Here is a 23344-nt window from a genome sequence, read left to right as displayed (position 1 = left end):
AGTATAGGGTCGGTAATTTGCGCTACAATCAAAACATTACCGGATGTGCACCAGGTGCACATGATTGTTTATAATGATTTTTATTGAGGACGCATGAACGAAAACGCTTCGGCAGATTACAAAACGGTGCGCGGATTGAGCCGCGGATTATTGTTATTAAATTTGTTAAATAAATTCGACGGAGGCGCGACGGTCGGCACCCTGGCCGAGTTTAGCGGCCTGCATCGCACGACCGTCAGGCGGCTGCTGGAAACGCTACAGGACGAGGGTTACGTGCGCCGCAGCCGCTCCGATGACAGCTTTCGCCTGACGATTAAAGTGCGTCAGTTAAGTGAGGGATTTCGTGACGAACATTGGATTTCTGCCCTCGCCACGCCGCTGCTTGGCGAACTGCTGCGCGAGGTTTTATGGCCGACCGACATCACCACCCTGGACGTCGATGCGATGGTGGTGCGCGAAACCACCCACCGCTTCAGCCGCCTCTCCTTCCACCGGGCGATGGTCGGCCGCCGCCTGCCGCTGCTGCTGACCGCTTCGGGATTAACCTGGCTGGCCTTCGCGCCGGAACACGAACGAAGCCCGATTGTTGAGATGCTGGCCGCCCGACCGGAAGCGGAGTATCAGCTGGCGCGCGAGCCGGAAAAACTGGCCGCCATCCTCGCACGCACCCGGCAAAACGGCTACGGCGAAAACTTTCGCGGCTGGCAGCAGGAGGAGAAAATCGCTTCCATTGCCGTCCCCATTCGCCGCCAGCAGCGGGTTATCGGCTGCCTGAACCTGGTCTATATGGCTAAAGCCATGACCATTGACCAGGCGGCGCAAAAGTACCTCGCCCCGCTGCAGAAGGTCGCTACCCGCATAGAAGAACGGATGTCCGATGAAGAGGTGTTTTACCAATAACCTTGTCCATAGGGGTAAATCGCCCGCCAGCCATTGCGCCCGGCTTCGTTATATATTTTAATATACAGCGATTCTTCCTTTGCCGCTGAGCCCATCATGTCCAGACATCCGCGCGTTTTCTTTGCTATGGCGCTGTTAAGCGCCAGCCTGTTCACCGGTCAGGCCTTTGCCGACCGCAACCTCACCGACCAGCTGGGTCGTGAAGTCACCCTCCCCGACCACGTCACCCGCGCCGTGGTGCTCCAGCATCAGACCTTAAACCTGCTGGTGCAGCTTAACGCCGCTGACGACGTTGTCGGCGTCATGAGCAGCTGGAAAAAGCAGCTTGGCCCGCAGTTTGCGCGCTTTATGCCGGCTATTGAGACACTACCGATGCCGGGCGATCTGACGCAGGTCAATATCGAGAGCCTGCTGGCGCTGCATCCCCAGGTGGTGTTCGTTGCCAACTACGCGCCGCCGGCGATGATCCAGCAGATCCAGGGCGCCGGGATCCCGGTGGTGGCGGTCTCTCTGCGCCAGGATGCCGCGGGTGAGAAAAACAAAATGAACCCGACGATGGCCGATGAAGAGCAGGCCTATAACGAGGGGCTGAAACAGGGGATCCGCCTGATTGGCGAAGTGGTCGGGCGTCAGGCTCAGGCCGAAGCGCTGATTCAATACACCTTCAGCGCGCGCAGGCTGGCTAACGCGCCGGTTGCCGATATTCCGCAAAACGAGCGGGTGCGGGTATATATGGCCAATCCGGACCTCAACACCTACGGCTCGGGCAAATATACCGGCCTGATGATGAAGCACGCCGGGGCGCTGAACGTTGCCGCCGCCAGCGTAAAGGGCGCGCGCCAGGTCTCGCTGGAGCAGGTGCTGCAGTGGGATCCGCAGGTGATTTTCGTGCAGGACCGCTACCCGGAGGTGGTCAAACAGATACAAAACGACCCGCAGTGGCAGAGCATTGACGCGGTCAAAAATCACCACGTGTGGCTGATGCCGGAATACGCCAAGGCCTGGGGCTACCCGATGCCGGAGGCGCTGGCGATCGGCGAGCTGTGGATGGCGAAAAAACTCTACCCCTCACGCTACAACAGCGTCGATGTCGAGGCGAAGGCGCGGGAGTACTATCAGCGTTTCTACCGCGTGAAGTGGACGCCGGATGCGTAGTCATCGTCATCCGGCCCTGCTGCAATGTACCCTCGCGCTGGTGACGATCGTGATTGCAATCGCTTCACTCTGCCTCGGGCAGTATCCGTTAAGCCTGGCGGAAGTTTTTCGCCAGCTGGCGCATCTTTCTCCCCTCGACGGCGTCGCCGGCCAGGTGGTGTGGTCGGTGCGGCTGCCGAGGATCGTGATGGCGCTGCTGGCCGGCGGCGCGCTGGGGCTGTGCGGGGCCACCTTACAGGGCGTGTTCCAGAATCCGCTGGTGGACCCGCATATCATCGGCGTCACCTCCGGTTCCGCCTTCGGCGGGACGCTGGCGATTCTGCTGGGGCTGAACGCCGCGCTGATGATGGCCTCGACCTTTCTCTTCGGCCTTGCCGCGCTGATGCTGGTCTATCTGATAGCCGCGCTGCAGGGGCGCGAAAGCACCCTGGTGCTGATCCTCTCAGGCATTATCCTCAGCGGCTTTTTTGCCGCCCTGGTGAGCCTGATGCAGTACCTGGCCGATAGCGAAGAGACGCTGCCGAATATTGTTTTCTGGCTACTCGGCAGCTTCGCCACCGCCAGCTGGCACAAAGTCCTGCTGATGGCGCTACCGGTAGCCTGCGCCGCGATGGTGCTGTTTAAGCTCCGCTGGCGGATTAACCTGCTGGCGCTGGAGGAGAAAGATGCCCGCGGTCTCGGGGTTGCGGTGACCGGGCTGCGTCGCGGGGTACTGGTGTGCTGCGCGGTGCTGGTCGCCGCTCAGGTGGCGGTCAGCGGCAGCATCGCGTGGGTCGGGCTGGTGATCCCGCATCTGGCGCGGCTGCTGGCCGGCGCCGACCACCGGCGTCTTCTCCCTACCGCCTTCTGGCTCGGCGGCGGTTTTATGATCGTCGTCGATGACCTCGCCCGCACGCTGATCCAGGCCGAAATCCCCATTGGAATCATCACCGCGCTGCTTGGCGCGCCGCTGTTCACCTGGCTGCTGGTGCAGTCGCGACGCACAGGCGCGCGCTGATGACCCTTTCCCTACAGTTAAGCAACCTGCTCTACGGCCATAGCCGACCGCTTTTCGCCCCGCTGAACCTGCAGTGCCGTTCCGGCGATATCTGGGCGGTGCTCGGCGCTAACGGCCGCGGCAAAAGCACTCTGCTCGATACCCTGACCGGGGTACTGACGCCGATCGGCGGTGGGTTTACCTGCACGGGCGGTCTCGCCATCGTGCCGCAGCATTTTCGCCCGGCTTTTGGCTGGCAGGTGCGCGACGTGGTGCTGATGGGACGGGCGCGCCACGTTAATCTGTTCGCTCAGCCAACAGCGGAAGACGAACGTGAGGTGCAGAAGGCGCTGGCGCAGCTGGGGATCGCGGTGCTGGCCGACAAGGCGTTTTGCGCGCTGTCCGGTGGCCAGCAGCAGCTGGTGCTTATCGCCAGGGCGCTGGTGGGCGCCAGCCAGAATATCCTGCTGGATGAACCCTGCTCGGCGCTGGATCTGGCCAACCAGCAGCTGGTGCTGCAGCTCATCAGCGACCTGGCCCATCGCCAGAAGCGGACGGTGCTGTTTACCACGCACGATCCGACCCACGCCCTGCAGGTGGCGAACCAGACTTTGCTGCTGCTGCCCGACGGTGAATGGCTGGCGGGAGAATCAGCCGCCGTGCTGACGGAAGCGAATCTTCAGCGCGCGTATGGTTTAGCGGTACGCAAAGTCCATCCCCCCGGGTCGGCGCTGCCGCTGCTGGCTCCGCAGTTTACGATTCGTCGTTGATAGGCAAAAAACCGGCGTCTTTCAGTAAGCGCTGCCCCTCCGCGCCGAGGATAAAGCGGCACAGCCGCTGCGCCCCGGCGCTCTGTTCAATCTGCGCCAGCAGGTAGTCGCAGCGAACATTCCACGCCGGCGGAATAAGCTGCGTGCGCAGATCGCTGCACGCCGCCATCTGCGCGGCATAGTGCGCATAGCCGATAAACAGGTCGGTTAAGTTTTCACGGATCAGCCACGCCCCGGCGATTTCTCCCGCCGGCACCGGCAGCGAGTCGCGGCCGCCTACCAGCGGCCGCGCGCGCGCCATGATGGCGGCACCGACGCCGGGACAGCGCTCTTCAATGTGGGAGAAAAGCTGCCAGGTGTAGTCGCCTGAAGGGTCGCAGCCCGGCGTTGAGGTTGCCAGGCGTAAGTCCGGGTCGCTGAGCAGCGCCAGCCACTCCCGCGTCTCGGTTGTTGCGCCGCGGCGGGCGGTCAGCATCAGCTGATTCCGGGCGAACAGATAGCACGCCCCGGCCAGCCCGGCCTGACGCAGCGCCTGCGGATGTTGGCTATTGGCCGAGGCGAACACCGAGCACGGCTCTCCGCCCTCAATGCGCTCGCGCAGCAGCCCTGCCGGACCAAAATGGACCTCGACCGGGATGCCGGTCTGTTGCTGAAAGCGCGCCAGCAGCGGAATGAAAGCGCTTTTCAGGCTTCCCGCCGCCAGCAGCGTTAGGGAGGGAGTCATAAGAACCATCGCTATATAGTCATAAATACAGCGCTATAATAACGCAGGTTCAGGCCATTTCAGTAGCGAATTTCCGCCAGTTCGCGCAGCTGTTCCGGCGTTGCCACCGGCAGGTTAAAGAACCGCAGATAGGCCGGGATCATTTCAAACAGCATGTCGGTGCCGCGCTGAATGGGGCAGCCCGCCGCCTGCGCCGCCTGCAGTAGCGGAGTGAACTCCTGGGCCATAACCACTTCACCGACAAAGGTGCCCGGCGTCAGGCGCTGCGGGTCCAGCGGCAGCGGATCGCCCTCTTTCATCCCCAGCGGCGTGGCGTTAACCACCAGATCGTGCCCCTGCGGATCGCGCTGCATCAGCGTAATGTCCAGCCGAGGATAGTGCTCAAGCAGACGCCTGGCCAGCGCTTCCGCCGTCTGCGAACAGATATCGTACAGCGTCAGGGCGCTGACGCCCGCCGCCGCCAGCGATGCGGCAATGGCCGAGCCGACGCCGCCGCTGCCCACCACCAGCGCCCGCGCCCCTCGCGTCTGGAAACCTTTACGCGTGATACCGAGGACAAAGCCTTCGCCATCAAACATATCGCCGCTCAGCGTGCCGTCGGCTTCGGGACGGATCGCGTTACAGGCGCCCGCTATCGCCGCCGTTGGGCTAAGATGCTGCACCAGCCCGCAGGTGGCGATTTTGTGCGGCATGGTGACCAGCGCGCCAATAATATTGGTCATCTTAAACAGCATCGGCACAAAGGCGGCGTAATCCTCAGGCTTGACGCCCATCGGCACCACTTTGGCGTCAACCTGCTGATGAACCAACCACGGGTTGTAAATCATCGGCGCTTTAAACTTCGCGGTCGGATAGCCAAGATGCGCTATCAGCCGCGTATTTCCACTAATCACCATTCCCTGCTCCTTTAACAACGACTGCATCACGTTACTGCGAAAGTTCGATACGCTTGACATCGCCCAGGATAAAGACATAAGCCGCCACGCCCAGCAGCGCTGCACCGCCGATATAAATCAGCGCGTAAAAGAAGTTGCCGGAGGCGGCAACAATGAAACCGATAATCAGCGGCGTCAGGATCCCGGCGAGGTTAGCGCAGAAGTTAAACAGGCCGCCGGTCAGACCGCCAAGGCCTTTCGGCGCGATGTCGGAGATCAACGTCCAGCCCAGCCCGACCATCCCCTGACCAAAAAAGGCGAACGACATCACCAGAATTACCGCCAGATCGCTGGTCAGCCAGTTGGCGGAGATAATGGTGCTCGCCATCAGTAGACCGGCAATGATCGGTAGCTTACGCCCGAGGTTCGCCGAGCCGGTGGCCTTCAGCAGCTTATCGGAGACCCAGCCGCCGAACATCACGCCGCCCGCCGCCGCCAGAAACGGCATGATGGCGAAGAAGCCGACCTTAATCCACGGCATATGGCGCTCAGTGGCCAGATAGGTTGGAAACCAGGTCAGGAAGAAGACCAGCACCGTATTACCGGCAAACTGCCCGATGCTGGCGCCGAGAATCTGCCGTTTCGCCAGCAGCTGGCGGATCAGCGGCCAGCTAAAGGCGGTATGCTGCTCTGCGCCGGTGGACATTCCGCCGCCGTTGACGATGTGCTCGCGCTCCAGCTGATTGAGGTGTTTATCCTCATGCGGCTCGCGATAGCAGCGCCACCACACCAGCGCGAACATCACGCCGGCGGCGCCGACGCTAATAAACAGCGCGCGCCAGCCAAAGCTGCCCATTATCCAGAACAGCAGCGGCGCAAAACAGGCCAGCCCGAGATATTCGCCGACGGTATAGACCGCCGTCGCCTTGGCGCGCTCCTGCTGCGGGAACCAGGCGCTCACCACCCGGCTGTTCACCGGGAAACAGGGGGCTTCGCTGACGCCGAGGCCAAAACGGCACAGCAGCAGGGTTTTCAGGCCGACCGCCAGGCCGTGGAACAGGGTGAATAGCGACCACAGGGTCAGCGCCAGAAAATAGGTGACTTTATTACCGAAGCGGTCAAGGAAGATGCCGCCGGGGATCTGCGCCAGCGCGTAGGTCCAGGCAAAGGCGGAGAATACGATGCCCATCATCGCGGCATCAATGCCCAGCTCTGCGGTCAGCTGCGGCGCGGCAATCCCCAGCACCGTGCGGTCGAGATAGTTGATCATGGTGCCGACCGCCAGCAGCGCAAGGATACCGATACGCCGCCGGGAAGGCCGCGCGCCGGACGCGGCGGCGGCCGTCGTGTGATTATGGCTATAAGAGTTCATAGTCGTTTCCTGTCATAGGGTACAGCCGGATGTTGTTATTGTGTTTGCGACGTTGGGTTGTGAACCATTTGCTACATTACTAGGTGTACTGCATTGCTGACAAGCGTACAGCTGCATTTACAGCACCATAAAGTGCGTAACCGTTGCGCCGCTCGGTCAGTTCAAAGAAAAAGCGTCCGGCAGAAAACGGGCGGGTATATAGGTGCAGGAATTCACCGCCGCTTCCGTCACGATCGTAAAGAATTTGATGATTCTTCAGCAGGTTGACCGGAACATCCTCGCCAAAACGGGCCAACAGATCTTCATAGTAGTTCGCCGGGATCGGCAGCGCGTTGACCGCAACCGGAGCCAGGCTGGCGAGCGTGGAGGGTAAATCGTGGCAGGCAAACGCCGCGTGCTGTAAACCTGCTCCCTGATAACAGGCTACCGAACGGGCAATTTGCGTGGCGCGGCTTTACGAAATATTGAGCGCGAGACGAATGTCGCCCTGCGGACTGCGCACCGCCAGGCTACGCACCAGCCCGTAAGGATCGGGCAGGGTCTGCTCATGTTCGAGCGTAAAGCCGAATACGGTGCGGAAAAAGATGATCCAGTTATCGCGGCTGTCCGCTTCCATGCCGAGTGCCAGGTGATCGATACCCCGATAATCGTCGCGCGGCGTGACGTCCGTGCGCAGATGAAAATCGCGGGTGTAGATATCGTCCCCCATCTCAATCAGATAAATAAGGCTGCCGTCCGGGGCGCAAACCGCCGGGATGGGGCTTTCGTTCGGCCCGGCATCGCCCTGCCAGGTGGCGTAGCCTAAGGCGCGGGCGCGTTCCACGATCGCCGCGCTCTGGCTGACGCGCAGCGCCATGGCGCAGAGGGAAACCCCGTGACGCTGGTGAAAATGATCGGCCCAGCTATGCGGCTGGGCGTTAACCACCACCCTCGCCCCGCCGTTGCGCCAGAGGGCGACGCGTTTTGAGCGATGCGTCCCCTCTTCGGCAAAGCCGAGCTGCGTCAGCCTGTGTCCGAGTTCGCCCGCCTGCGCCGGCGTGGCGGCAAACTCGATAAACTCAAGCCCGGCGTAGAGGGGCTGTTCAGCGGGGGAAAACAGCGGCGCCCGGCTTTCCGGCAGCCGCTGACGGACCTGCTCTTCCAGCCACAGCAGCGAGCGATAGCCATCTTTCGCCGTCGCGCCGTTGGGCGATGCGCGGAAGCTGTCGTTAAAGATCTCCAGCGACCAGGGGCCGCAGTAGCCGCGGCGGGTAAGATCGCAGGCAAACTCCACCAGCGGCAGCTGCCCCTGGCCGGGAAAACAGCGGAAGTGACGGCTCCATTCGAGGATATCCATTTTCATCAGCGGCGCGTCGGCCATCTGTACAAAGGTGATTTTTTCCAGCGGCACATCCGCCAGCTGCGCCAGCGTATCGCCGCGCGCCAGCACGTGGAAACTGTCGAGCACGATGCCCAGCGCCGGACTATCGACGCTTTTGACCCGCGCCCACGCCTGATGCCAGCGGTTGACGTGGGTGCCCCAGGCCAGCGCCTCGTAGCCAATCGTGATGCGTTCCCGCTCCGCCAGCGCAGCAAGGGCGCGTAAGTCGGCGACCTGCAGCTCGACGTCGGCGGAACAGTCCGGCTGAACGTTGCTGCACAGCAGCAGGGTGTCGCAGCCCAGCTCGTGCATAAGCGCAAATTTGCGCCTGGCGCGTTCCATGTTGGCGGCGAACTGGGCGCGGCTGGCGCCTTCAAAATCACGAAATGGTTGAAAAAGCGTGATTTTTAGCCCTAAATCTGCCGCCAGGTGGCGGATATCGGCCGGCGTACCGGTATAATAGAGCAGATCGTTTTCGAAGATTTCGACGCCCTGATAGCCCGCCGCTGCGATGGCATGGAGCTTTTCGGGTAAGGTACCGGAGATCGAGACGGTGGCGATGGAACGCAACATAGAGTCCTCGGGTCATTAGCTGACTTAGTGACCTGAATATGTATCATTTGGTTCAAATGCGCCATGATTGGTTGCAAAATTGTGATCAATATGTGTATTTTTTGCATCTCAAGAAAAGGAGCCGTTATGTCCGTCGTTGCTCATGATGAAGCGCAGTCTCTGAAAGAGCGGATCTTCGCCGCCGCCATTACCGTTTTCGCCGAGCATGGACTGTCGGGCGCGCGGATGGAGCAAATCGCCACCGAAGCGCAGACTACCAAACGCATGGTGGTCTACTACTTCAAGACCAAAGAGCTGCTTTATCAGGCCGTGCTGCAGCACGTCTACGCGAGGATCCGCGAAACCGAGCAGCAGCTCGGGCTGGAAAACGTACCGCCGGTAGAGGCGCTGGTGCAGCTGGTGAAGTGGAGCGTGCGCTATCACGCCACGCACGCTGACTATATGCGGGTGATCTGTATGGAAAACATGCAGCGCGGGAAATGGCTGAAAAGTTCAGGTCAGCTGAAACCGCTGAACCGCACCGCCCTGTCGATCCTGGAAGATATTCTTCAGCGCGGGCAGCAGCAAGGGGTGTTTCAGGCAGGGCTGGAAGCGCGCGATGTGCATCGATTGATCAGCAGCTTTAGCTTCTACCAGGTATCAAACTTTTATACGTTCAGCAGCCTCTACCTGGACGATCCGATGCCGGCTATTGATGATGAAGCGATGGTCGCCCACCACTGCGATATTGCCGTCAAGGCGGTTATTCGCTTTGTGATTTCCTGAAGCGCGCGGGAAGCGCCCGGCGGCGGCTAGTTTCCGGAAAGCGCATGGACCACCTTCTCCATCGCTTCCTGCGTCAGCGCGGAACGTTTGATTTTCGGGTTCGCCAGGGCGGTACGCACCACGCCGGCGATAACGATATGCTTTGGTTCCTGACCCAGGTCGCGCATCTCCAGCACGACTTTGCCCACTACGCGGCACATTTCCTGATACAGCGCCTCATCTTTGGCTGTGTTTCCCATTCTATTTCACTCTCAATTTTTCATTATCAATCAAATCATTATTGATATATTTCCTGAGTAAATCAAACCAGCTCCGCGTTTGCGCCTCAGAGACTGCTTTTCCCTGGCAAACTTGTGAATAAACCCGCGTTTCCGCCCTCTTTATCTTGTCAGGTGATGAAAAAATGTGTTGCGCATAAGCGTAGGATTAGTTTGCATTTTGTTAAGTATATAACTATAGAAATGAAACATGGTTTTCATTTTCTTTTTTGGATTTGGCAACGTATAATGCCCAACAAATTCTTATTGAATGGTTTCAGCGCATTGGATTGCATGACTAAACGCATAACACGTTGCCTCTTTTCATGGGCTGAACCGCCAGCACACATTCTTCTGCACGCTCTTTTGTTGTCACCTATCCTTAGAGCGTGGCATAGCAACTTTCGTAATACAGGTTTAACTCTGCGGCAGTGCGCCCACGGAGTCAGATTCCCCATCCCTATCCTTCACAACTTAAAGATTAAACTGTCATGAAAAAGACCAAAATTGTTTGCACCATCGGTCCGAAAACCGAATCCGAAGAGATGTTGACCAAAATGCTGGACGCTGGCATGAACGTTATGCGTCTGAACTTCTCTCACGGTGATTACGCGGAACACGGTCAGCGCATCCAGAACCTGCGCAATGTGATGAGTAAAACCGGTAAGAAAGCGGCAATCCTTCTGGATACCAAAGGTCCGGAAATCCGTACCATTAAGCTGGAAGGCGGCAACGACGTTTCTCTGAAAGCGGGCCAGACCTTTACCTTCACCACCGACAAATCCGTTGTCGGTAATAACGAAATCGTTGCGGTGACCTATGAAGGTTTCACCAGCGACCTGAGCGTCGGCAACACCGTACTGGTTGACGATGGTCTGATCGGTATGGAAGTCACCGCTATCGAAGGCAACAAAGTTGTTTGTAAAGTACTGAACAACGGCGACCTTGGCGAGAACAAAGGCGTTAACCTGCCGGGCGTGTCTATCGCTCTGCCAGCGCTGGCCGAAAAAGACAAGCAGGACCTGATCTTCGGTTGCGAACAGGGCGTTGACTTTGTTGCGGCCTCCTTTATCCGTAAGCGTTCTGACGTCGTTGAAATCCGTGAACACCTGAAAGCCCACGGCGGCGAGAAGATCCAGATCATCTCCAAAATTGAAAACCAGGAAGGCCTGAACAACTTCGACGAGATCCTCGAAGCCTCTGACGGCATCATGGTTGCGCGTGGCGACCTGGGCGTTGAAATCCCGGTTGAAGAAGTGATCTTCGCGCAGAAGATGATGATCGAAAAATGTATCCGCGCGCGTAAAGTCGTTATCACCGCGACTCAGATGCTGGATTCTATGATCAAAAACCCGCGTCCGACCCGTGCGGAAGCAGGCGACGTGGCTAACGCCATCCTCGACGGCACCGACGCAGTTATGCTGTCCGGCGAATCCGCAAAAGGTAAATACCCGCTGGAAGCGGTCACCATCATGGCGACCATCTGCGAGCGTACCGACCGCGTGATGACCAGCCGTCTTGAATACAACAACGACAACCGTAAGCTGCGCATCACCGAAGCGGTTTGCCGCGGTGCGGTTGAAACGGCTGAAAAACTGGAAGCGCCGCTGATCGTTGTGGCAACCCAGGGCGGTAAATCCGCGCGCGCCGTACGTAAATACTTCCCGGATGCCACCATCCTGGCGCTGACCACCAATGAAACGACCGCGCGTCAGCTGGTGCTGAGCAAAGGCGTTGTGGCGCAGCTGGTTGAAGATATCTCTTCTACCGATGCCTTCTATATCCAGGGTAAAGAGCTGGCGCTGCAGAGCGGCCTGGCGCGTAAAGGCGACGTGGTTGTTATGGTCTCCGGCGCGTTGGTCCCGAGCGGAACCACCAATACCGCTTCCGTGCACGTGCTGTAATAATTTACAGGTTAATTAGTATTTCCTTTAAAAGCGCCTCTTCGGGGCGCTTTTTTTTATTCTGGCACTAGCCGCTATTAATAAAAATGCAAATCGGAATTTACTATTTAATGCGAGATTATCTAAGATGAATCCGATGGAAGCGCGCTGTTTTCACTCGCCTTTTTAAAGTTACGTGATGATTTCGATGCTTCTTTGAGCGAACGATCAAAAATAAGTGCATTCAGGTAAAAAAATATTCTCATCACAAAAAAGTTTGTGTAATACTTGTAACGCTACATGGAGATTAACTCAATCTAGAGGGTATTAATAATGAATCGTACTAAACTGGTACTGGGCGCGGTAATCCTGGGTTCTACTCTGCTGGCTGGTTGCTCCAGCAATGCTAAAATCGATCAGCTGTCTTCTGACGTTCAGACTCTGAACGCTAAAGTTGACCAGCTGAGCAACGACGTGAACGCAATGCGTTCCGACGTTCAGGCTGCTAAAGATGACGCAGCTCGCGCTAACCAGCGTCTGGACAACGCAGCTACTAAATACCGCAAGTAATAGTATCTGTGTAATAAAAATGGCGCACATTGTGCGCCATTTTTTTTGCCTTACCTTTTCCCGCCTACTGCACCCTTTTCGCTTCATCTACCGGCGTATTATTCTGTACCGACAGGCTCGACGCGGTGCTTCCGCTAGCCGATACCACCACCGGATATCCTGCCCGCCGGGTCAGCGCGCGTTTAAGCTGCGCCTCATCAACCGCTTTATCCCCCGAGAATTGATGAAACTCCGCCGGAAGCGTATAGGCCATGGTCTGCGCATTGCTGGCCTCATCCGGCGTCAACGGGCGATGAACTTCAACATAGCGCTTACCGTCCGGCTCCACGGCGAACTTGACCGGCTGGTTGATAATCCGTACCGGCGTCCCGCTTTTCACCTGATTGAATAAAGACTGGATATCCGCCGCGTTCATGCGCATACAGCCGGAGCTGACGCGCAGACCCACGCTGTCCGGCGCGCTGGTGCCATGAATCAGATATTCACCGTTACCGTACGCCAGACGGAGCGCATAGCGGCCTAGCGGGTTATTCGGCCCTGCGGGCACGACCGGCGGCAGTTTAATCCCCTTCTCCAGCGAACGGGCGCGGATGCCCGCCGTCGGCGTCCAGGTGGGGTTCGGGATTTTCTGCCCTATGCGGGTCGTCATTTCCGGCGTCTCCAGCCCCTGCTGACCAATCCCCAGGGGATAGACCTGCACCTGATTGACGCCCGGCGGGAAGTAGTACAGACGCAGCTCGGCCAGGTTGACGACGATGCCCTCACGCGGCACGTCCGGCAGCAGCATCTGCGAAGGTATCAGCACCTGAGTACCCGGTTTAGGCTGCACCGGCGCAATGGTATCGTTCGCTTCAAGGATCAGCATCGCCGCCGTATCAAAACGACGGGCAATCGCCTGCAGGTTGCGGTCACCCTCCTGTACCGTCCAGAACTGGTTCTCACCAATCAGACGACTGTTGGCAGGAGGAAGGGGATAATCAACGGCCCAGGCGGCGTGGGACGCGCTGAGGGCGCTCAGAAGGGCAATGGTGATAAGAGAAGCGCGTTTCATACTGAGATTCCTTCTTTCGCTGATAAAACGCCAGGCCTGTTATGCACGACGGGAGGCGAGCCTCCCGTCGTGCATAACAGAATGAAATCTACTGTTTTATTCTAGCTAAGATTTGCTGCTTTCGCGCGAATTGCGCGGATCATGGCTTCCAGTCCTTGCGACCGCGAGGGGGTAAGGTGCTGCGTCAGGGCCATTTTTTCAAACCACGGACGCACGTCAAACGCGGTGATATCTTTGGCCGTCATCTGGTCATAGAGGATAAACACCACCGCGATAAGGCCTTTGACGATGGCCGCATCGCTGTCGCCGCGAAGCGCAATCGCGCCGCTCTGCTCCTGCGTCATCACGATCCACACCTGGCTCTGGCAGCCCTGAATGATGTTCTGCGCGGTGTGTTCCTCCGGGCTCAGCGGCGCCAGGCGCTGACCCAGTTCAATAATATAGAGATACTTCTCTTCCCAGTTCGCACAACGGCTAAAGTTGCGCAGCAGTTTGTCTCTGTCCGGTAACGCCGCCATAGTTGCTTCCTTTAGCTTAATAATTTGTGGATCCGCTGTAGCCCCGCTACCAGTCGGTCCACCTCCTCCGTCGTATTGTACATCGCCAGCGATGCCCGACACATGGCCGGCACGCCGTAGAACGCCATCAGCGGCATGGCGCAGTGGTGCCCGGTCCGCACCGCAATACCGTAGTTATCGAGGAAGCTGCCGACATCATAAGCATGATGTTTGCCGAGATTAAAGGCGATCGCTCCCAGGCGATCTTGCGGGCCGTAAAGGGTTAAATCCGCCACGCTCTCCAGCGCCTGCAGCGCGTAGCGCATCAGGGTCTGTTCATATTCCGCGATGTGCGTCAGCCCCAGCGCGCTGACGTAATCCAGCGCCGCGCCCAGCCCGATGATGCCGCCGGTATTCGGCGTTCCCGCCTCGAAGCGCCACGGCGCTTTTGCCCAGGTCGTGCCTTCCGTCAGGCTGACCGTGGCGATCATCGACCCGCCCCCTTCCCACGGCGCCATCTCCTGCAAAATGTCCTGCTTGACGTAGAGCACGCCGATGCCGGTGGGACCGTACAGCTTGTGGGCGGAGAAGGCGTAAAAGTCGCACTCCAGCGCCTGCACGTCCACCGGATGGTGCATCACCGCCTGCGCGCCGTCCACCAGCACTTTGGCGCCGTGCTGATGGGCCAACGCCGTCAGAGCGGCGATGGGATTTTCGGTTCCCAGCACGTTCGATACCTGGGTAATGGCCAGCAGGCGGGTGCGCTCGTCAAACAGGCCGGGGATCGCATCCAGCTGCAGCGTACCGTCCTGATTCAGCGGGATCACCCGCAGCTGCGCCCCCACTCTGGCGCACAGCATCTGCCACGGCACGATATTGGCGTGATGCTCCATCGCGCTGACGATGATGTTGTCGCCCGCGCCGACGTTGGCGTTTCCCCAGCTGTTCGCTACGAGGTTAATGCCTTCCGTGGTGCCGCGAACAAACACCAGTTCCTCCGCCGAGCGGGCGTTGAGGAACGTCGCCGCCCGCTGGCGCACCTGCTCCATTCTCGCCGTAGCTTCCGCGCTGAGGGTATGAATGCCGCGATGCACCGCCGCATAGCCGTGGCGGTAAAATTCCGCCTCGGCGTTAATCACCGCTTCCGGCTTCTGCGCGCTGGCGGCGCTGTCGAGGTAGGCCAGCGGCTGGCCATTAACCTCGCGATTGAGAAGCGGGAAATCCGCGCGCACGCGTTCCACAGAAAATGTCATGCCTTACCTCCCGGCAAACGCTGGCCAATACGCGCCAGTATCTGCTGCCTGAGCGCCTCATCGTCGATCGCTTCCGTGAGCTCCGCGGCAAAGGCGTAAAGAATCATCTGCTGCGCCGCCTGCTGCGTAATGCCGCGCGAGCGCAGATAAAACAGCTGTTCGTCATCAATACGCCCGATGGTCGCCCCGTGGCTGCACTTCACGTCGTCAGCGTAAATCTCCAGCTGCGGTTTGGTATCCACTTCGGATAAGCGGCCCAGCAGCAGGTTGTTGTTGGTCATCTGGCCGTCGGTTTTGATCGCATGCTGCGCGACGTTAATCAGGCCATTAAACACCGCCCGCCCTTTATCGTTGACGATGGTTTTATGCAGCTGGCGGCTGTTACAGTACCCGACCTGATGATCGAGCCAGGTGCGACTGTCGCAGACTTCGCCGTTGACCGGCATCGCCAGCGAGTTAATCCGCAGGGTGCTGTTTTCCCCCTTCAACTGCGTGCTGGTGTGGTGGCGCAGCACCGAGCTACCGAGCAGAAAACTGCTGCTAAAAGCGGAGGCGTCGCGCCCGAGCGCCAGGTCGTTATGGGCAAAGTGGTAGCTTTGCGCGTTCTCAAACGCCAGCTTGATATGCTGCAGGTGGGCGTTATCCGCCACGGTCATCGTCAGCCTTGCGCCGGTAAAGTGGCGCTCATCGTTAAGGCTCAGATAGTGTTCGATGATGGTCGCCTGCGCGCCGCTCTCCAGCGCCAGATGGTGGCGATAGTGGGCGGTGTTCATTTCATCGCTCGCCAGCCCGCGCGTCAGGTGCATAATCAGCAGCGGTTTATCCGGGCGCTGGTTGCGCCTGACCCGAATATGGGTAACGGTGGTCGCCAGGCTTTCGGTCAAATGCAGAAACACTTCGGGCTGAACGGCGTCAGGCAGCTGCTGACGCTCGTTATCCACCTGCACTTCATAGCCGCTGGCGGCCAGATCGTCGCTCAGGCTCGCGCTAAACTGACCGTCGACAAACACCAGCCGCCATGCCTCTACCGTTAGCGCCAGTTCGTCGCGCCGGGCCGCCGTCAGCGTCTGCGGCTGAGCGGCGACAAAGGTCTGATTCAGTAGCGCGTCCAGCGGGGTATATTTCCAGTTTTCGTGTTTACGCGTTGGCAACCCCAGGCGCAGCAGCTGTTGCAGGTGCTGATGCGCCTGCGGGCTGCGCTGCCCGCTTTGGGACTCAAACAGATGGTGCCACTGCTGCAGCGCGTTACTGCTGTTCGGTAAGCCAGCCATAGCCCTGCTCCTCCAGTTGTTTGACCAGAGTAAAATCGCCGGATTTGACGATTCGCCCCTGGTACAGCACGTGGACGTAATCCGGCTTGATATAATCGAGAATGCGCTGATAGTGGGTGACGATAATAAAAGAGCGCTTGCCGTCGCGCAGGGAGTTGACGCCGTCAGAGACAATCTTCAGCGCGTCGATATCCAGCCCGGAATCGGACTCGTCCAGGATGCACAGCTCCGGTTCCAGCACCGCCATCTGCAGGATATCGTTGCGCTTTTTCTCGCCGCCGGAGAAGCCGACGTTAACCGAGCGGGTCAGCAGATCCTCCGGCATCTTCAGCAGCTTTATTTTGTCTTCCATCAGGTCCTGGAAGTCAAAACGGTCAAGCTGCTCCTGGCCACGATAGCTGCGCACGGCGTTGAGCGCGGTTTGCAGGAAAAACTGATTGCTGACGCCGGGTATTTCCACCGGATACTGGAAGGCCATGAAGATGCCTTCACCGGCGCGATCTTCAGGGGAGAGTTCCAGTAAATCTTTGCCTTTAAACGCCACGCTGCCGCCGGTCACTTCATAGTCTTCACGCCCGGCCAGCGTAGCGGAGAGCGTACTTTTCCCGGAGCCGTTCGGGCCCATAATGGCGTGCACTTCGCCGGGGCGAACCTCCAGATCCAGCCCGCGCAGAATCGCTTTGTCTTCAACGGCGACCTGCAAATTTTTTATACTTAACATCTTATTTCCTTTGTTATCAGCCGACGCTGTGTTCAAAGCTAATCGCCAGTAATTTTTGCGCTTCTACGGCAAACTCCAGCGGCAGCTCTGAGAAGACGTCTTTACAGAAACCGTTGACGATCATCGAAATCGCATCGTCTTCGCTGATTCCGCGCTGCAGGCAGTAGAACAGCTGATCTTCGCCGATACGGGAGGTGGTCGCTTCGTGCTCCAGCTGCGCGCTGTTGTTGCGGCATTCCACGTACGGGAAGGTATGCGCCCCGCTGTCCGGGCCAATCAGCATGGAGTCACACTGGGTGAAGTTGCGCGCGTTGGTCGCCGTCGGCATGATTTTGACCAGACCGCGATAGCTGTTCTGGCTGTGGCCGGCGGAAATGCCCTTCGAGATAATCGTCGAACGGGTGTTTTTGCCGATATGGATCATCTTGGTGCCGGTGTCCGCCTGCTGATGGCCGCTGGTCAGCGCCACCGAGAAGAACTCGCCGATGGAGTTATCCCCGCGCAGAATGCAGCTCGGATACTTCCAGGTGATCGCCGAGCCGGTTTCCGACTGGGTCCACGACATTTTGCTGTTCTCGCCTTCGCACAGGGCGCGCTTGGTGACGAAGTTGAGGATCCCGCCGGTATTGTTGTCGCCGGGGAACCAGTTTTGCACCGTGGAGTACTTCACCTCGGCGTCTTTATGAATAATCACCTCGACCACCGCCGCGTGCAGCTGGTAGCTATCGCGTACCGGCGCCGAACAGCCTTCGATATAGCTCACGTAGCTGCCTTCGTCGGCCACCAGAATGGTGCGTTCGAACTGGCCGGTTTTTTCCGCGTTGATGCGGAAATAGGTCGACAGCTCCATCGGGCAGCGTACGCCTTTGGGCACATAGATAAAGGTGCCGTCGGACGCCACCGCCGCGTTGAGGGCGGCAAAGAAGTTGTCGTTGCCCGGCACCACGGTGCCGAGGTATTTCTTCACCAGTTCCGGGTGATCGTGGATCGCTTCGCCGAAGGAACAGAAAATAATCCCCTGTTCCGCCAGCTTTTCGCGATAGGTGGTCGCCACCGAAACCGAGTCAAAAATGGCGTCGACGGCCACTTCCCGTCCTTCCCGCACCGGCACGCCGAGAAGGTTAAACGCCTCTTCGACTTCGCTGGTCAGAAACGCGCTGGACCCCGTTTGCTGCAGCGCGCCGGGCTCAGAGGCGCAGGCGTCATCGCAGTTGCCGCAGGAGGGGGCTGAATAATAGCTGTAATCCTGATAGTTCAGCTTGTCGTAGTGCGCCTTCAGCCAGTGCGGCTCTTCCATCGCCTGCCAGGCCTTAAACGCGTTCAGACGAAACTCCAGCATCCATTCTGGCTCATTGCGGCGCGCAGAAATCGCCCTGACCACCTCTTCATTTATGCCTTTCGCCAGCTCATCGGTCCGTAGCTGAGTGAAAAAGCCCTCTTTATAGTTGAGTGGCCCGCCGCTCCAGGTTTTGACATCGTCAGTTGCTTCAGTATTACGAGACATAGTTACTCCGCCTGAACGCCAAAACTTTCGCCGCAGCCGCATTCGTGCTGGGCTTTAGGGTTATGAAATTTGAAGATTTGATTTAAGCCTTCGCGAACGTAATCAAGCTCGGTGCCATCGATAAACGGCATCGCCTGCAGCGGCGCCCACAGCTTCGCGCCATCGCGCTCAAATAACAGATCGTCTTTCGCCGGTTCAGCAATTAGCTCGAGAACGTAGCCAAAACCGGCGCAGCCGCTGGTTTTAACGCCAAGCCGCAGCCCCTGCATATCCGGCTGTTTGCGGACCAGATCGCGAATATGGGCGGCGGCGGCTGGGGTCATGACCAGCCCACGCCAGCTAAAATCTTCGGGATTGAAAGTTCCTGCATGTGAATTCATCGCTCTACCTCATAGGTTGACGCCATCGGGCCATATCGCTATGTTAGTGATAATGATTATCACTTCAACCCATCCAGAGAAGGGGTATTTCCCCATTCAGTGCTTTTTATAAGCATAGACCCTGACAGAAGAGATATCGGAGATGGAATAAATTGTTCAATGCATTGATTAATAATGCATTTCAGTGACAGAAAGACAGAAATTGCAGGAAAGTTAAAATATGCATCGGAAATACCTATTTTTGAGATAGCGAATTTGCGTTGCACAGAACCCGCCGTGAAGGGCAAAAGAGTCACAATCACGTACTGCGGGTAAAAAGGAGAAATGGCGGACGTTATTTTTCCCGGTCATGAGGCAAAAAGACCGCGATAACCACGAAAATCAAAAGGGCAGCGCCATGGCGGCGATCAAGGCGCTACCGCGTATCGCTAAACGGATGCCCGTTTAATTGTACTGCAGCGTCATGACCACAACGGCACTCACGCTTCCGGGCGTCGCACCGCCTGACACCGATTTTACCGAGGCCTGCATAGCCAGGGTTGCGGTTCTGTCAGCCGCGATATTGTGGGTGATGCTCGAACCCGTTCCCTTTAGCGCGCCGCTGCCCGCTTCACTCATCGCTACCGCCACGTTGGTTGCCGTACCGCTATTCAGATAATAGTCAGGACCGGCAAGCGGATCGGGAGTGCCGGTGAAGGAGGCCGTTACGCTGCGCGTTCCCGCCGGACAGTTGGTAAACAGCAAATTAAAGGCCACAGGGTCGGAGGATGACCCGGGCGTGGCCATGTTGGTTGCCTGAATATCGCCCAGATTGACATCGAGGTTGCTGTTTCCCCCATTGAATATACAGGGCGAGGCGACAATATTTCCCGTCACCCCCATCGTCACGCTGTCGGCAGAAAAAACGTTCCAGCACAGCAGCGTCAGAATAAGCAATTTTTTATGGCGTATTTTCATTTTTTCACCCGTTACTGGTACGTCAAATTAAGCGTGGCGGTCGCATTTGCCGAGCCGGACTCAACGGAAGTTAAGGTCTGATAATAACGGGCCGTCAGCGGCAGCGTTTCTTGCCCGCCCGATGACCGTTTTAATAACAGCGGGCTATTGATGGACAGCGGCGCGCCATTATATAAAAGCTGCACGCCGACGCCTTTTGCCGTCCCGGCGCTGCCCTGCCCCGTTAATGCCATTACGCTGGGGTTGGCGCTATCGGGATTTTGTACGCCGCTCAGCGAAACGGTGATATTGGTGCCGGCGCTGCAGCTTAACCCCAGATTTTGCGTATTCTGCGCGCCAGCGGGCGTGGTGCCTACCGTCGAGCCGAACGTTGAAGCGGGAATATCGCCAATGATGAAGTTCAACTGAGGCGTAGTGATACTGCAGGCCAGGGCGTTGATTGTCCCATCGGTCAGCGTTGCGGTCAGGCCATCACGGTAGACGCCGTCGCTGCCCTGGAGCGTCACCACCCCGATCGTTCCCGGCGTTAATGCGCCTGATGATACCGGCCCGGTCACCACCAGCTGTATGTTACCGCCGTACCAGTCGACATAAGAGGTCTGTGCGTTATAGGAGAATGTATTACTCGGACTTTCAAAATAAGCGTTTGATGAAAAACGAATACCAATACCGCTAATATTAGTGTTGTAAACGTGATTACCGTAGCTACTCAGCGTCGCATTATTATATCGCATGCTGAAACCCAGCATGAGTGGGTTAGTACAGCCGGAAAGGTAAGAGCCCGTATATGTCCCGCCCCCCGAAAAAATAACGGTCCCGACCGGCGCATCACGCGGTACGGTAATCGTTCCCACGGACAGAGTGGAGATCTGCGGGGTAATGGTGGTGCAGGTTCCGGCACGCGCGTTATTCCATCCGGCTATCAAGCCGAGCAAAATAACAGAGTAAATCAATCTCATGTTTAATGTTCCTGGTGGCAACTGGCGCTAACTTCTGTTATTCCAGCGTAGGTTGATTGTTTCGGCAGGCTGAAATCAGCACGGCACTGTTGACTGGACTGGCGGCCCCACGTAACGACGATCGCCCCCTGCTCGCGCATTCCGCTTAAAAAAACCTGGCCGCGATCGCCAACGATAAAGCTGCTCTTATTATCATCCGCAAGCGTCACCACCGCCCCGAACGGCACGAAGCGGTTATTGTCGGTTACGGTCATCAGGACCCTGCGCCCCACTTTGGAAAGATAATCGGCGCGCACCACCGCGCCTCGCGTCGGGGTAACCGTGTCGGTGTTTATCTCCAGCTCTACATCCTCAGGCATATTTTGCGGATCGAGCGTCAGGTCGTTTTTTCGATAGACGGAAATATTGCTGACTACCGTATATCCCCGGTAGTCCGTGCGCGCGCCGGGTTGGTTGCGAATATTCACGCCGTGTGCGCCGGGGGCTTTTATCAGGGCATTGGTTTCACCGAGCGGTTGGGAAAGCGTGATGCCATCGGCGTGGGCGATAACGCCCCCCTGCAGACCATAATTAAGCCGCTCGCTGTTTTTGTCGTAGCTATACCCCGCCGTCACTTCGCCGTACGTCCCTTTATAGTCACCGTTCATATTGCCGGTGTAACCCACGCCATCCGTACCGTAACCCTGCTGGACGTTCCAGTTCAGCGAGTTGTTCTCCAGCGCGACGCCGTTCATGCCGATATTATGCGTCGTTCCACCATTCTTGCTGGCGTTCATGCCATAGCTGGCCCACGTTTGCGGGAGGAATTTATCCAACGGTACGCTGACGTTAAACGCCAGCAGCTGGTCGTGGGCGCTGTTATTCGCGCTGTCGTTTGACGTCGCGCTGCCATTTTTGCTGTATGTCCAGGTCAGGCCGTAGCTGATATTGCGCCAGTAGTTGTTGTATCCGACGCTCCAGGAAGCCATCGACCTGGCGGAGTTCCAGTAATCTTCCCTCGCCGCGCTGAGGGTTAGCGATCCCAGTTCGCGGCTCAGCGTCTGGCTCATCGTCAGCTCCGCGCGGTTACGCCTGCGGTCCTGCAGCGCGCTGCTGTCTCCATATGAGTCCAGAACTTCCTGCATCCCGTAATAGCCGCTGGTGGAATAGCGGTATCCCGCAATGGAAAAGTTGGTCCCGGTATCGATGAAGTTTTTGCTGTATCGCGCTCGCCAGGATTGGCCGCGCGATTTATCCGTTTTATCCGGCGTTGACCAGGCCTGCGTGACATCCGTGGAGATAGCGCCTAACGCCCCCATATTTTTACCCACACCGAATGCCAACGACTGATATTTGCTTGACTCCTGCAGGCCGCCATAGAGGGTAAAGCCATGCTGCAGGCCATAAATTGCCGTTGCCTGCCCGAAAGGGGTTTTATCCACGCTGCTGTTATATGAACGATACTGCCCGCCGGTGATGGCGTATTTGAACCGGCCTTCCCGCTGCAGTACAGGCAGCGAGGCGTAGGGCAGCGTGAAGTGCTGTTCGCTGCCATCGGCTTCCTTAATCGTCACGTCGAGATCGCCTGCCCCGCCGGTAGGATACATATCCGTGATTTCAAAGGCGCCCGGCGCAACGTAGCTTTGGTAGATCTGGTAGCCGTTCTGGCGCACCACGACCTGCGCATTGGTTCGGGCGATGCCGCGTACTACGGGCGCATAGCCCTTAAGAGAATCCGGCAGCATGTCGTCATCGGATGCCAGCTGGCCGCCGCGAAACGGCATACTGTCGAACACGTCGGCAGGCGCGGAGCTGTCACCAACGGTAAGCTGGGCTTTCAGAGGAATAATAGCCCGCTGCGCGTAGGTATAAACGGTATCCCATTTATCCTGGCCGGAGGACTCCCGTGACCAGGTGGTATAGTTGCGAAAACGCCACGGCCCGATATTGATCCCCGGACGCAGGTTCGCATACTGGCTGTCGCTTCTGCCGCCCTGGCCCGTTTTCGCTCGAGTGTTCGCTCCGCTCAGGCTGTAATTGAGCAATGCCGCAGTAATCCCCTCATCCCACATTTCCGGCGGTACATAGCCCCTGGCCGGCAGGTCGATCGCCGCCTGGGGAATGCTGATAACCAGCCGCTGGGCGCCAAACTGAAAATCAGCGCTGGCTTGCGGAATAGCCTGGAGATTGGCGCAATTACTATTTTCTACCGACAGCTGGGGAAAAAGTTCGGTTTTCACTCCCCACTGTTTTAATTGTTCCACGCTCAGACAGGGCTGCAATACCTCATTACCGCCCCCGGTCTTTGCCATCGAAAAAGGAATATCCCGGGTGTCCATTAACTGGTCATCAAGAATAATATCCACATGGTATGTTCCCGGCGCCTGAGAGCCCGATTCAAAAGCCGATAAATCCGCTTTGCCCACGCCGGGATTATCCAGCTCTACCAGGGCCGTATTAAACGAATCACTGGCATACAGTTCCGGAGAGAAACCGCTCAACACTATAGCGATAAGCGTAGCCAGACGAGCAGGTCGCAACTTATTATTTTTTATTGTCATCGCTATTACCTATTTAACGCTGGGCTTGCCA

At 57.9% G+C, this 23344-nt stretch carries 21 protein-coding genes and 1 pseudogene; 7 read left to right on the top strand and 15 right to left on the bottom strand.

Going from position 1 to position 23344, the window contains the following annotated elements; translation table 11 throughout:
• Window positions 1-93 precede the first annotated feature (93 nt).
• The 4 genes from SIK97_RS08820 to SIK97_RS08805 all read left to right on the top strand — a co-directional run bounded on the left by SIK97_RS08820 (window position 94) and on the right by SIK97_RS08805 (window position 3801).
• Complete coding sequence (locus SIK97_RS08820; protein ID WP_057174043.1) at window positions 94-900, top strand: DNA-binding transcriptional regulator; 807 nt, start codon at window positions 94-96, stop codon at window positions 898-900.
• Window positions 901-996: 96 nt separating this feature from the next.
• Window positions 997-2055 carry an ABC transporter substrate-binding protein gene (locus SIK97_RS08815; RefSeq protein WP_057174044.1) on the top strand — a complete coding sequence of 353 codons (1059 nt, stop codon included), beginning with the start codon at window positions 997-999 and terminating at the stop codon, window positions 2053-2055.
• Complete coding sequence (locus tag SIK97_RS08810; protein ID WP_014229702.1) at window positions 2048-3052, top strand: FecCD family ABC transporter permease; 1005 nt, start codon at window positions 2048-2050, stop codon at window positions 3050-3052. Before SIK97_RS08815 ends, SIK97_RS08810 begins: the two co-directional genes overlap by 8 nt.
• Entirely contained in the window at window positions 3052-3801 is a 750-nt protein-coding gene (locus tag SIK97_RS08805) for an ABC transporter ATP-binding protein (RefSeq protein ID WP_057174045.1), read from the top strand. Before SIK97_RS08810 ends, SIK97_RS08805 begins: the two co-directional genes overlap by 1 nt.
• Here the strand turns inward: SIK97_RS08805 and SIK97_RS08800 are convergent.
• From SIK97_RS08800 to SIK97_RS08785, 4 genes and pseudogenes are all read right to left on the bottom strand, one after another.
• The gene (locus SIK97_RS08800; RefSeq protein ID WP_048262465.1) at window positions 3785-4525 is read right to left on the bottom strand and encodes a substrate-binding domain-containing protein; all 741 of its coding nucleotides are present in this window, start codon (window positions 4523-4525) and stop codon (window positions 3785-3787) included. The genes SIK97_RS08805 and SIK97_RS08800 overlap by 17 nt on opposite strands.
• Before the next feature lie 59 nt (window positions 4526-4584).
• Complete coding sequence (locus SIK97_RS08795; RefSeq protein ID WP_077270596.1) at window positions 4585-5421, bottom strand: shikimate dehydrogenase family protein; 837 nt, start codon at window positions 5419-5421, stop codon at window positions 4585-4587.
• 31 nt (window positions 5422-5452) lie between these two features.
• Window positions 5453-6772: an MFS transporter gene (locus SIK97_RS08790; RefSeq protein ID WP_048262468.1), complete on the bottom strand. Its 1320-nt coding sequence runs from the start codon at window positions 6770-6772 to the stop codon at window positions 5453-5455.
• 79 nt (window positions 6773-6851) lie between these two features.
• Window positions 6852-8705, bottom strand: a pseudogene (locus SIK97_RS08785) (bifunctional sugar phosphate isomerase/epimerase/4-hydroxyphenylpyruvate dioxygenase family protein).
• Window positions 8706-8831: 126 nt separating this feature from the next.
• Here SIK97_RS08785 and SIK97_RS08780 point away from each other — a divergent pair.
• Window positions 8832-9470, top strand: a complete 639-nt coding sequence (locus SIK97_RS08780; protein WP_014229708.1) for a TetR/AcrR family transcriptional regulator — start codon at window positions 8832-8834, stop codon at window positions 9468-9470.
• A 26-nt stretch (window positions 9471-9496) separates the two neighbouring features.
• On the opposite strand, the gene fumD is transcribed toward SIK97_RS08780, so the two are convergent.
• Complete coding sequence (gene fumD, locus SIK97_RS08775) at window positions 9497-9709, bottom strand: fumarate hydratase FumD (protein ID WP_004851729.1); 213 nt, start codon at window positions 9707-9709, stop codon at window positions 9497-9499.
• A 509-nt stretch (window positions 9710-10218) separates the two neighbouring features.
• On the opposite strand from fumD, the gene pykF reads away from it, so the two are divergent.
• On the top strand, window positions 10219-11631 hold the full coding sequence (gene pykF, locus SIK97_RS08770) for a pyruvate kinase PykF (RefSeq protein ID WP_004119183.1): 1413 nt from the start codon (window positions 10219-10221) through the stop codon (window positions 11629-11631).
• Between the two features lie 312 nt (window positions 11632-11943).
• Entirely contained in the window at window positions 11944-12180 is a 237-nt protein-coding gene (gene lpp / locus SIK97_RS08765; RefSeq protein WP_003029373.1) for a murein lipoprotein Lpp, read from the top strand.
• A 64-nt stretch (window positions 12181-12244) separates the two neighbouring features.
• Here the strand turns inward: lpp and ldtE are convergent, their stop codons facing one another.
• The 10 genes from ldtE to SIK97_RS08715 all read right to left on the bottom strand — a co-directional run bounded on the left by ldtE (window position 12245) and on the right by SIK97_RS08715 (window position 23313).
• On the bottom strand, window positions 12245-13231 hold the full coding sequence (ldtE, locus tag SIK97_RS08760; protein ID WP_004851735.1) for a L,D-transpeptidase LdtE: 987 nt from the start codon (window positions 13229-13231) through the stop codon (window positions 12245-12247).
• Between the two features lie 101 nt (window positions 13232-13332).
• Window positions 13333-13749, bottom strand: a complete 417-nt coding sequence (sufE, locus tag SIK97_RS08755; protein ID WP_004851737.1) for a cysteine desulfuration protein SufE — start codon at window positions 13747-13749, stop codon at window positions 13333-13335.
• 11 nt (window positions 13750-13760) lie between these two features.
• Window positions 13761-14981 carry a cysteine desulfurase SufS gene (gene sufS, locus SIK97_RS08750; protein ID WP_057174047.1) on the bottom strand — a complete coding sequence of 407 codons (1221 nt, stop codon included), beginning with the start codon at window positions 14979-14981 and terminating at the stop codon, window positions 13761-13763.
• Entirely contained in the window at window positions 14978-16252 is a 1275-nt protein-coding gene (gene sufD / locus SIK97_RS08745) for a Fe-S cluster assembly protein SufD (RefSeq protein WP_025108211.1), read from the bottom strand. The genes sufS and sufD overlap by 4 nt, the downstream gene beginning before the upstream one ends.
• Window positions 16227-16973, bottom strand: coding sequence for a Fe-S cluster assembly ATPase SufC (sufC, locus tag SIK97_RS08740; RefSeq protein ID WP_004851743.1), 747 nt, complete (start codon window positions 16971-16973; stop codon window positions 16227-16229). Before sufC ends, sufD begins: the two co-directional genes overlap by 26 nt.
• Before the next feature lie 16 nt (window positions 16974-16989).
• Window positions 16990-18477, bottom strand: a complete 1488-nt coding sequence (gene sufB / locus SIK97_RS08735) for a Fe-S cluster assembly protein SufB (RefSeq protein WP_057174048.1) — start codon at window positions 18475-18477, stop codon at window positions 16990-16992.
• Window positions 18478-18479: 2 nt separating this feature from the next.
• The gene (gene sufA, locus SIK97_RS08730; RefSeq protein ID WP_004119171.1) at window positions 18480-18857 is read right to left on the bottom strand and encodes a Fe-S cluster assembly scaffold SufA; all 378 of its coding nucleotides are present in this window, start codon (window positions 18855-18857) and stop codon (window positions 18480-18482) included.
• 444 nt (window positions 18858-19301) lie between these two features.
• Entirely contained in the window at window positions 19302-19814 is a 513-nt protein-coding gene (locus SIK97_RS08725; protein ID WP_025108212.1) for a fimbrial protein, read from the bottom strand.
• An 11-nt stretch (window positions 19815-19825) separates the two neighbouring features.
• Window positions 19826-20773 carry a fimbrial protein gene (locus SIK97_RS08720; protein WP_057174049.1) on the bottom strand — a complete coding sequence of 316 codons (948 nt, stop codon included), beginning with the start codon at window positions 20771-20773 and terminating at the stop codon, window positions 19826-19828.
• A gap of 2 nt (window positions 20774-20775) precedes the next feature.
• On the bottom strand, window positions 20776-23313 hold the full coding sequence (locus SIK97_RS08715; protein WP_057174050.1) for a fimbria/pilus outer membrane usher protein: 2538 nt from the start codon (window positions 23311-23313) through the stop codon (window positions 20776-20778).
• Window positions 23314-23344: the final 31 nt, after the last annotated feature.

Source organism: Klebsiella sp. JN_Kp126 (assembly GCF_033843325.1).
In the GTDB taxonomy this organism is placed as follows: Bacteria; Pseudomonadota; Gammaproteobacteria; order Enterobacterales; family Enterobacteriaceae; genus Klebsiella; species Klebsiella michiganensis.
Note: the sequence above shows the minus strand (reverse complement) of the source record. Positions and strands in the feature narration are given on the sequence as shown.

Excerpts from the sequence above, each read along its gene's own strand:
- sufB (WP_057174048.1), bottom strand. The coding sequence starts at position 18,477 with ATGTCTCGTAATACTGAAGCAACTGACGATGTCAAAACCTGGAGCGGC.
- SIK97_RS08800 (WP_048262465.1), bottom strand. The coding sequence starts at position 4,525 with ATGACTCCCTCCCTAACGCTGCTGGCGGCGGGAAGCCTGAAAAGCGCT.
- SIK97_RS08820 (WP_057174043.1), top strand. The coding sequence starts at position 94 with ATGAACGAAAACGCTTCGGCAGATTACAAAACGGTGCGCGGATTGAGC.
- ldtE (WP_004851735.1), bottom strand. The coding sequence starts at position 13,231 with ATGAAACGCGCTTCTCTTATCACCATTGCCCTTCTGAGCGCCCTCAGC.
- sufS (WP_057174047.1), bottom strand. The coding sequence starts at position 14,981 with ATGACATTTTCTGTGGAACGCGTGCGCGCGGATTTCCCGCTTCTCAAT.
- lpp (WP_003029373.1), top strand. The coding sequence starts at position 11,944 with ATGAATCGTACTAAACTGGTACTGGGCGCGGTAATCCTGGGTTCTACT.
- pykF (WP_004119183.1), top strand. The coding sequence starts at position 10,219 with ATGAAAAAGACCAAAATTGTTTGCACCATCGGTCCGAAAACCGAATCC.
- SIK97_RS08790 (WP_048262468.1), bottom strand. The coding sequence starts at position 6,772 with ATGAACTCTTATAGCCATAATCACACGACGGCCGCCGCCGCGTCCGGC.
- SIK97_RS08805 (WP_057174045.1), top strand. The coding sequence starts at position 3,052 with ATGACCCTTTCCCTACAGTTAAGCAACCTGCTCTACGGCCATAGCCGA.
- sufA (WP_004119171.1), bottom strand. The coding sequence starts at position 18,857 with ATGAATTCACATGCAGGAACTTTCAATCCCGAAGATTTTAGCTGGCGT.
- SIK97_RS08815 (WP_057174044.1), top strand. The coding sequence starts at position 997 with ATGTCCAGACATCCGCGCGTTTTCTTTGCTATGGCGCTGTTAAGCGCC.
- SIK97_RS08720 (WP_057174049.1), bottom strand. The coding sequence starts at position 20,773 with ATGAGATTGATTTACTCTGTTATTTTGCTCGGCTTGATAGCCGGATGG.
- SIK97_RS08810 (WP_014229702.1), top strand. The coding sequence starts at position 2,048 with ATGCGTAGTCATCGTCATCCGGCCCTGCTGCAATGTACCCTCGCGCTG.
- SIK97_RS08715 (WP_057174050.1), bottom strand. The coding sequence starts at position 23,313 with ATGACAATAAAAAATAATAAGTTGCGACCTGCTCGTCTGGCTACGCTT.
- sufE (WP_004851737.1), bottom strand. The coding sequence starts at position 13,749 with ATGGCGGCGTTACCGGACAGAGACAAACTGCTGCGCAACTTTAGCCGT.
- SIK97_RS08725 (WP_025108212.1), bottom strand. The coding sequence starts at position 19,814 with ATGAAAATACGCCATAAAAAATTGCTTATTCTGACGCTGCTGTGCTGG.
- sufD (WP_025108211.1), bottom strand. The coding sequence starts at position 16,252 with ATGGCTGGCTTACCGAACAGCAGTAACGCGCTGCAGCAGTGGCACCAT.
- sufC (WP_004851743.1), bottom strand. The coding sequence starts at position 16,973 with ATGTTAAGTATAAAAAATTTGCAGGTCGCCGTTGAAGACAAAGCGATT.
- SIK97_RS08795 (WP_077270596.1), bottom strand. The coding sequence starts at position 5,421 with ATGGTGATTAGTGGAAATACGCGGCTGATAGCGCATCTTGGCTATCCG.
- fumD (WP_004851729.1), bottom strand. The coding sequence starts at position 9,709 with ATGGGAAACACAGCCAAAGATGAGGCGCTGTATCAGGAAATGTGCCGC.
- SIK97_RS08780 (WP_014229708.1), top strand. The coding sequence starts at position 8,832 with ATGTCCGTCGTTGCTCATGATGAAGCGCAGTCTCTGAAAGAGCGGATC.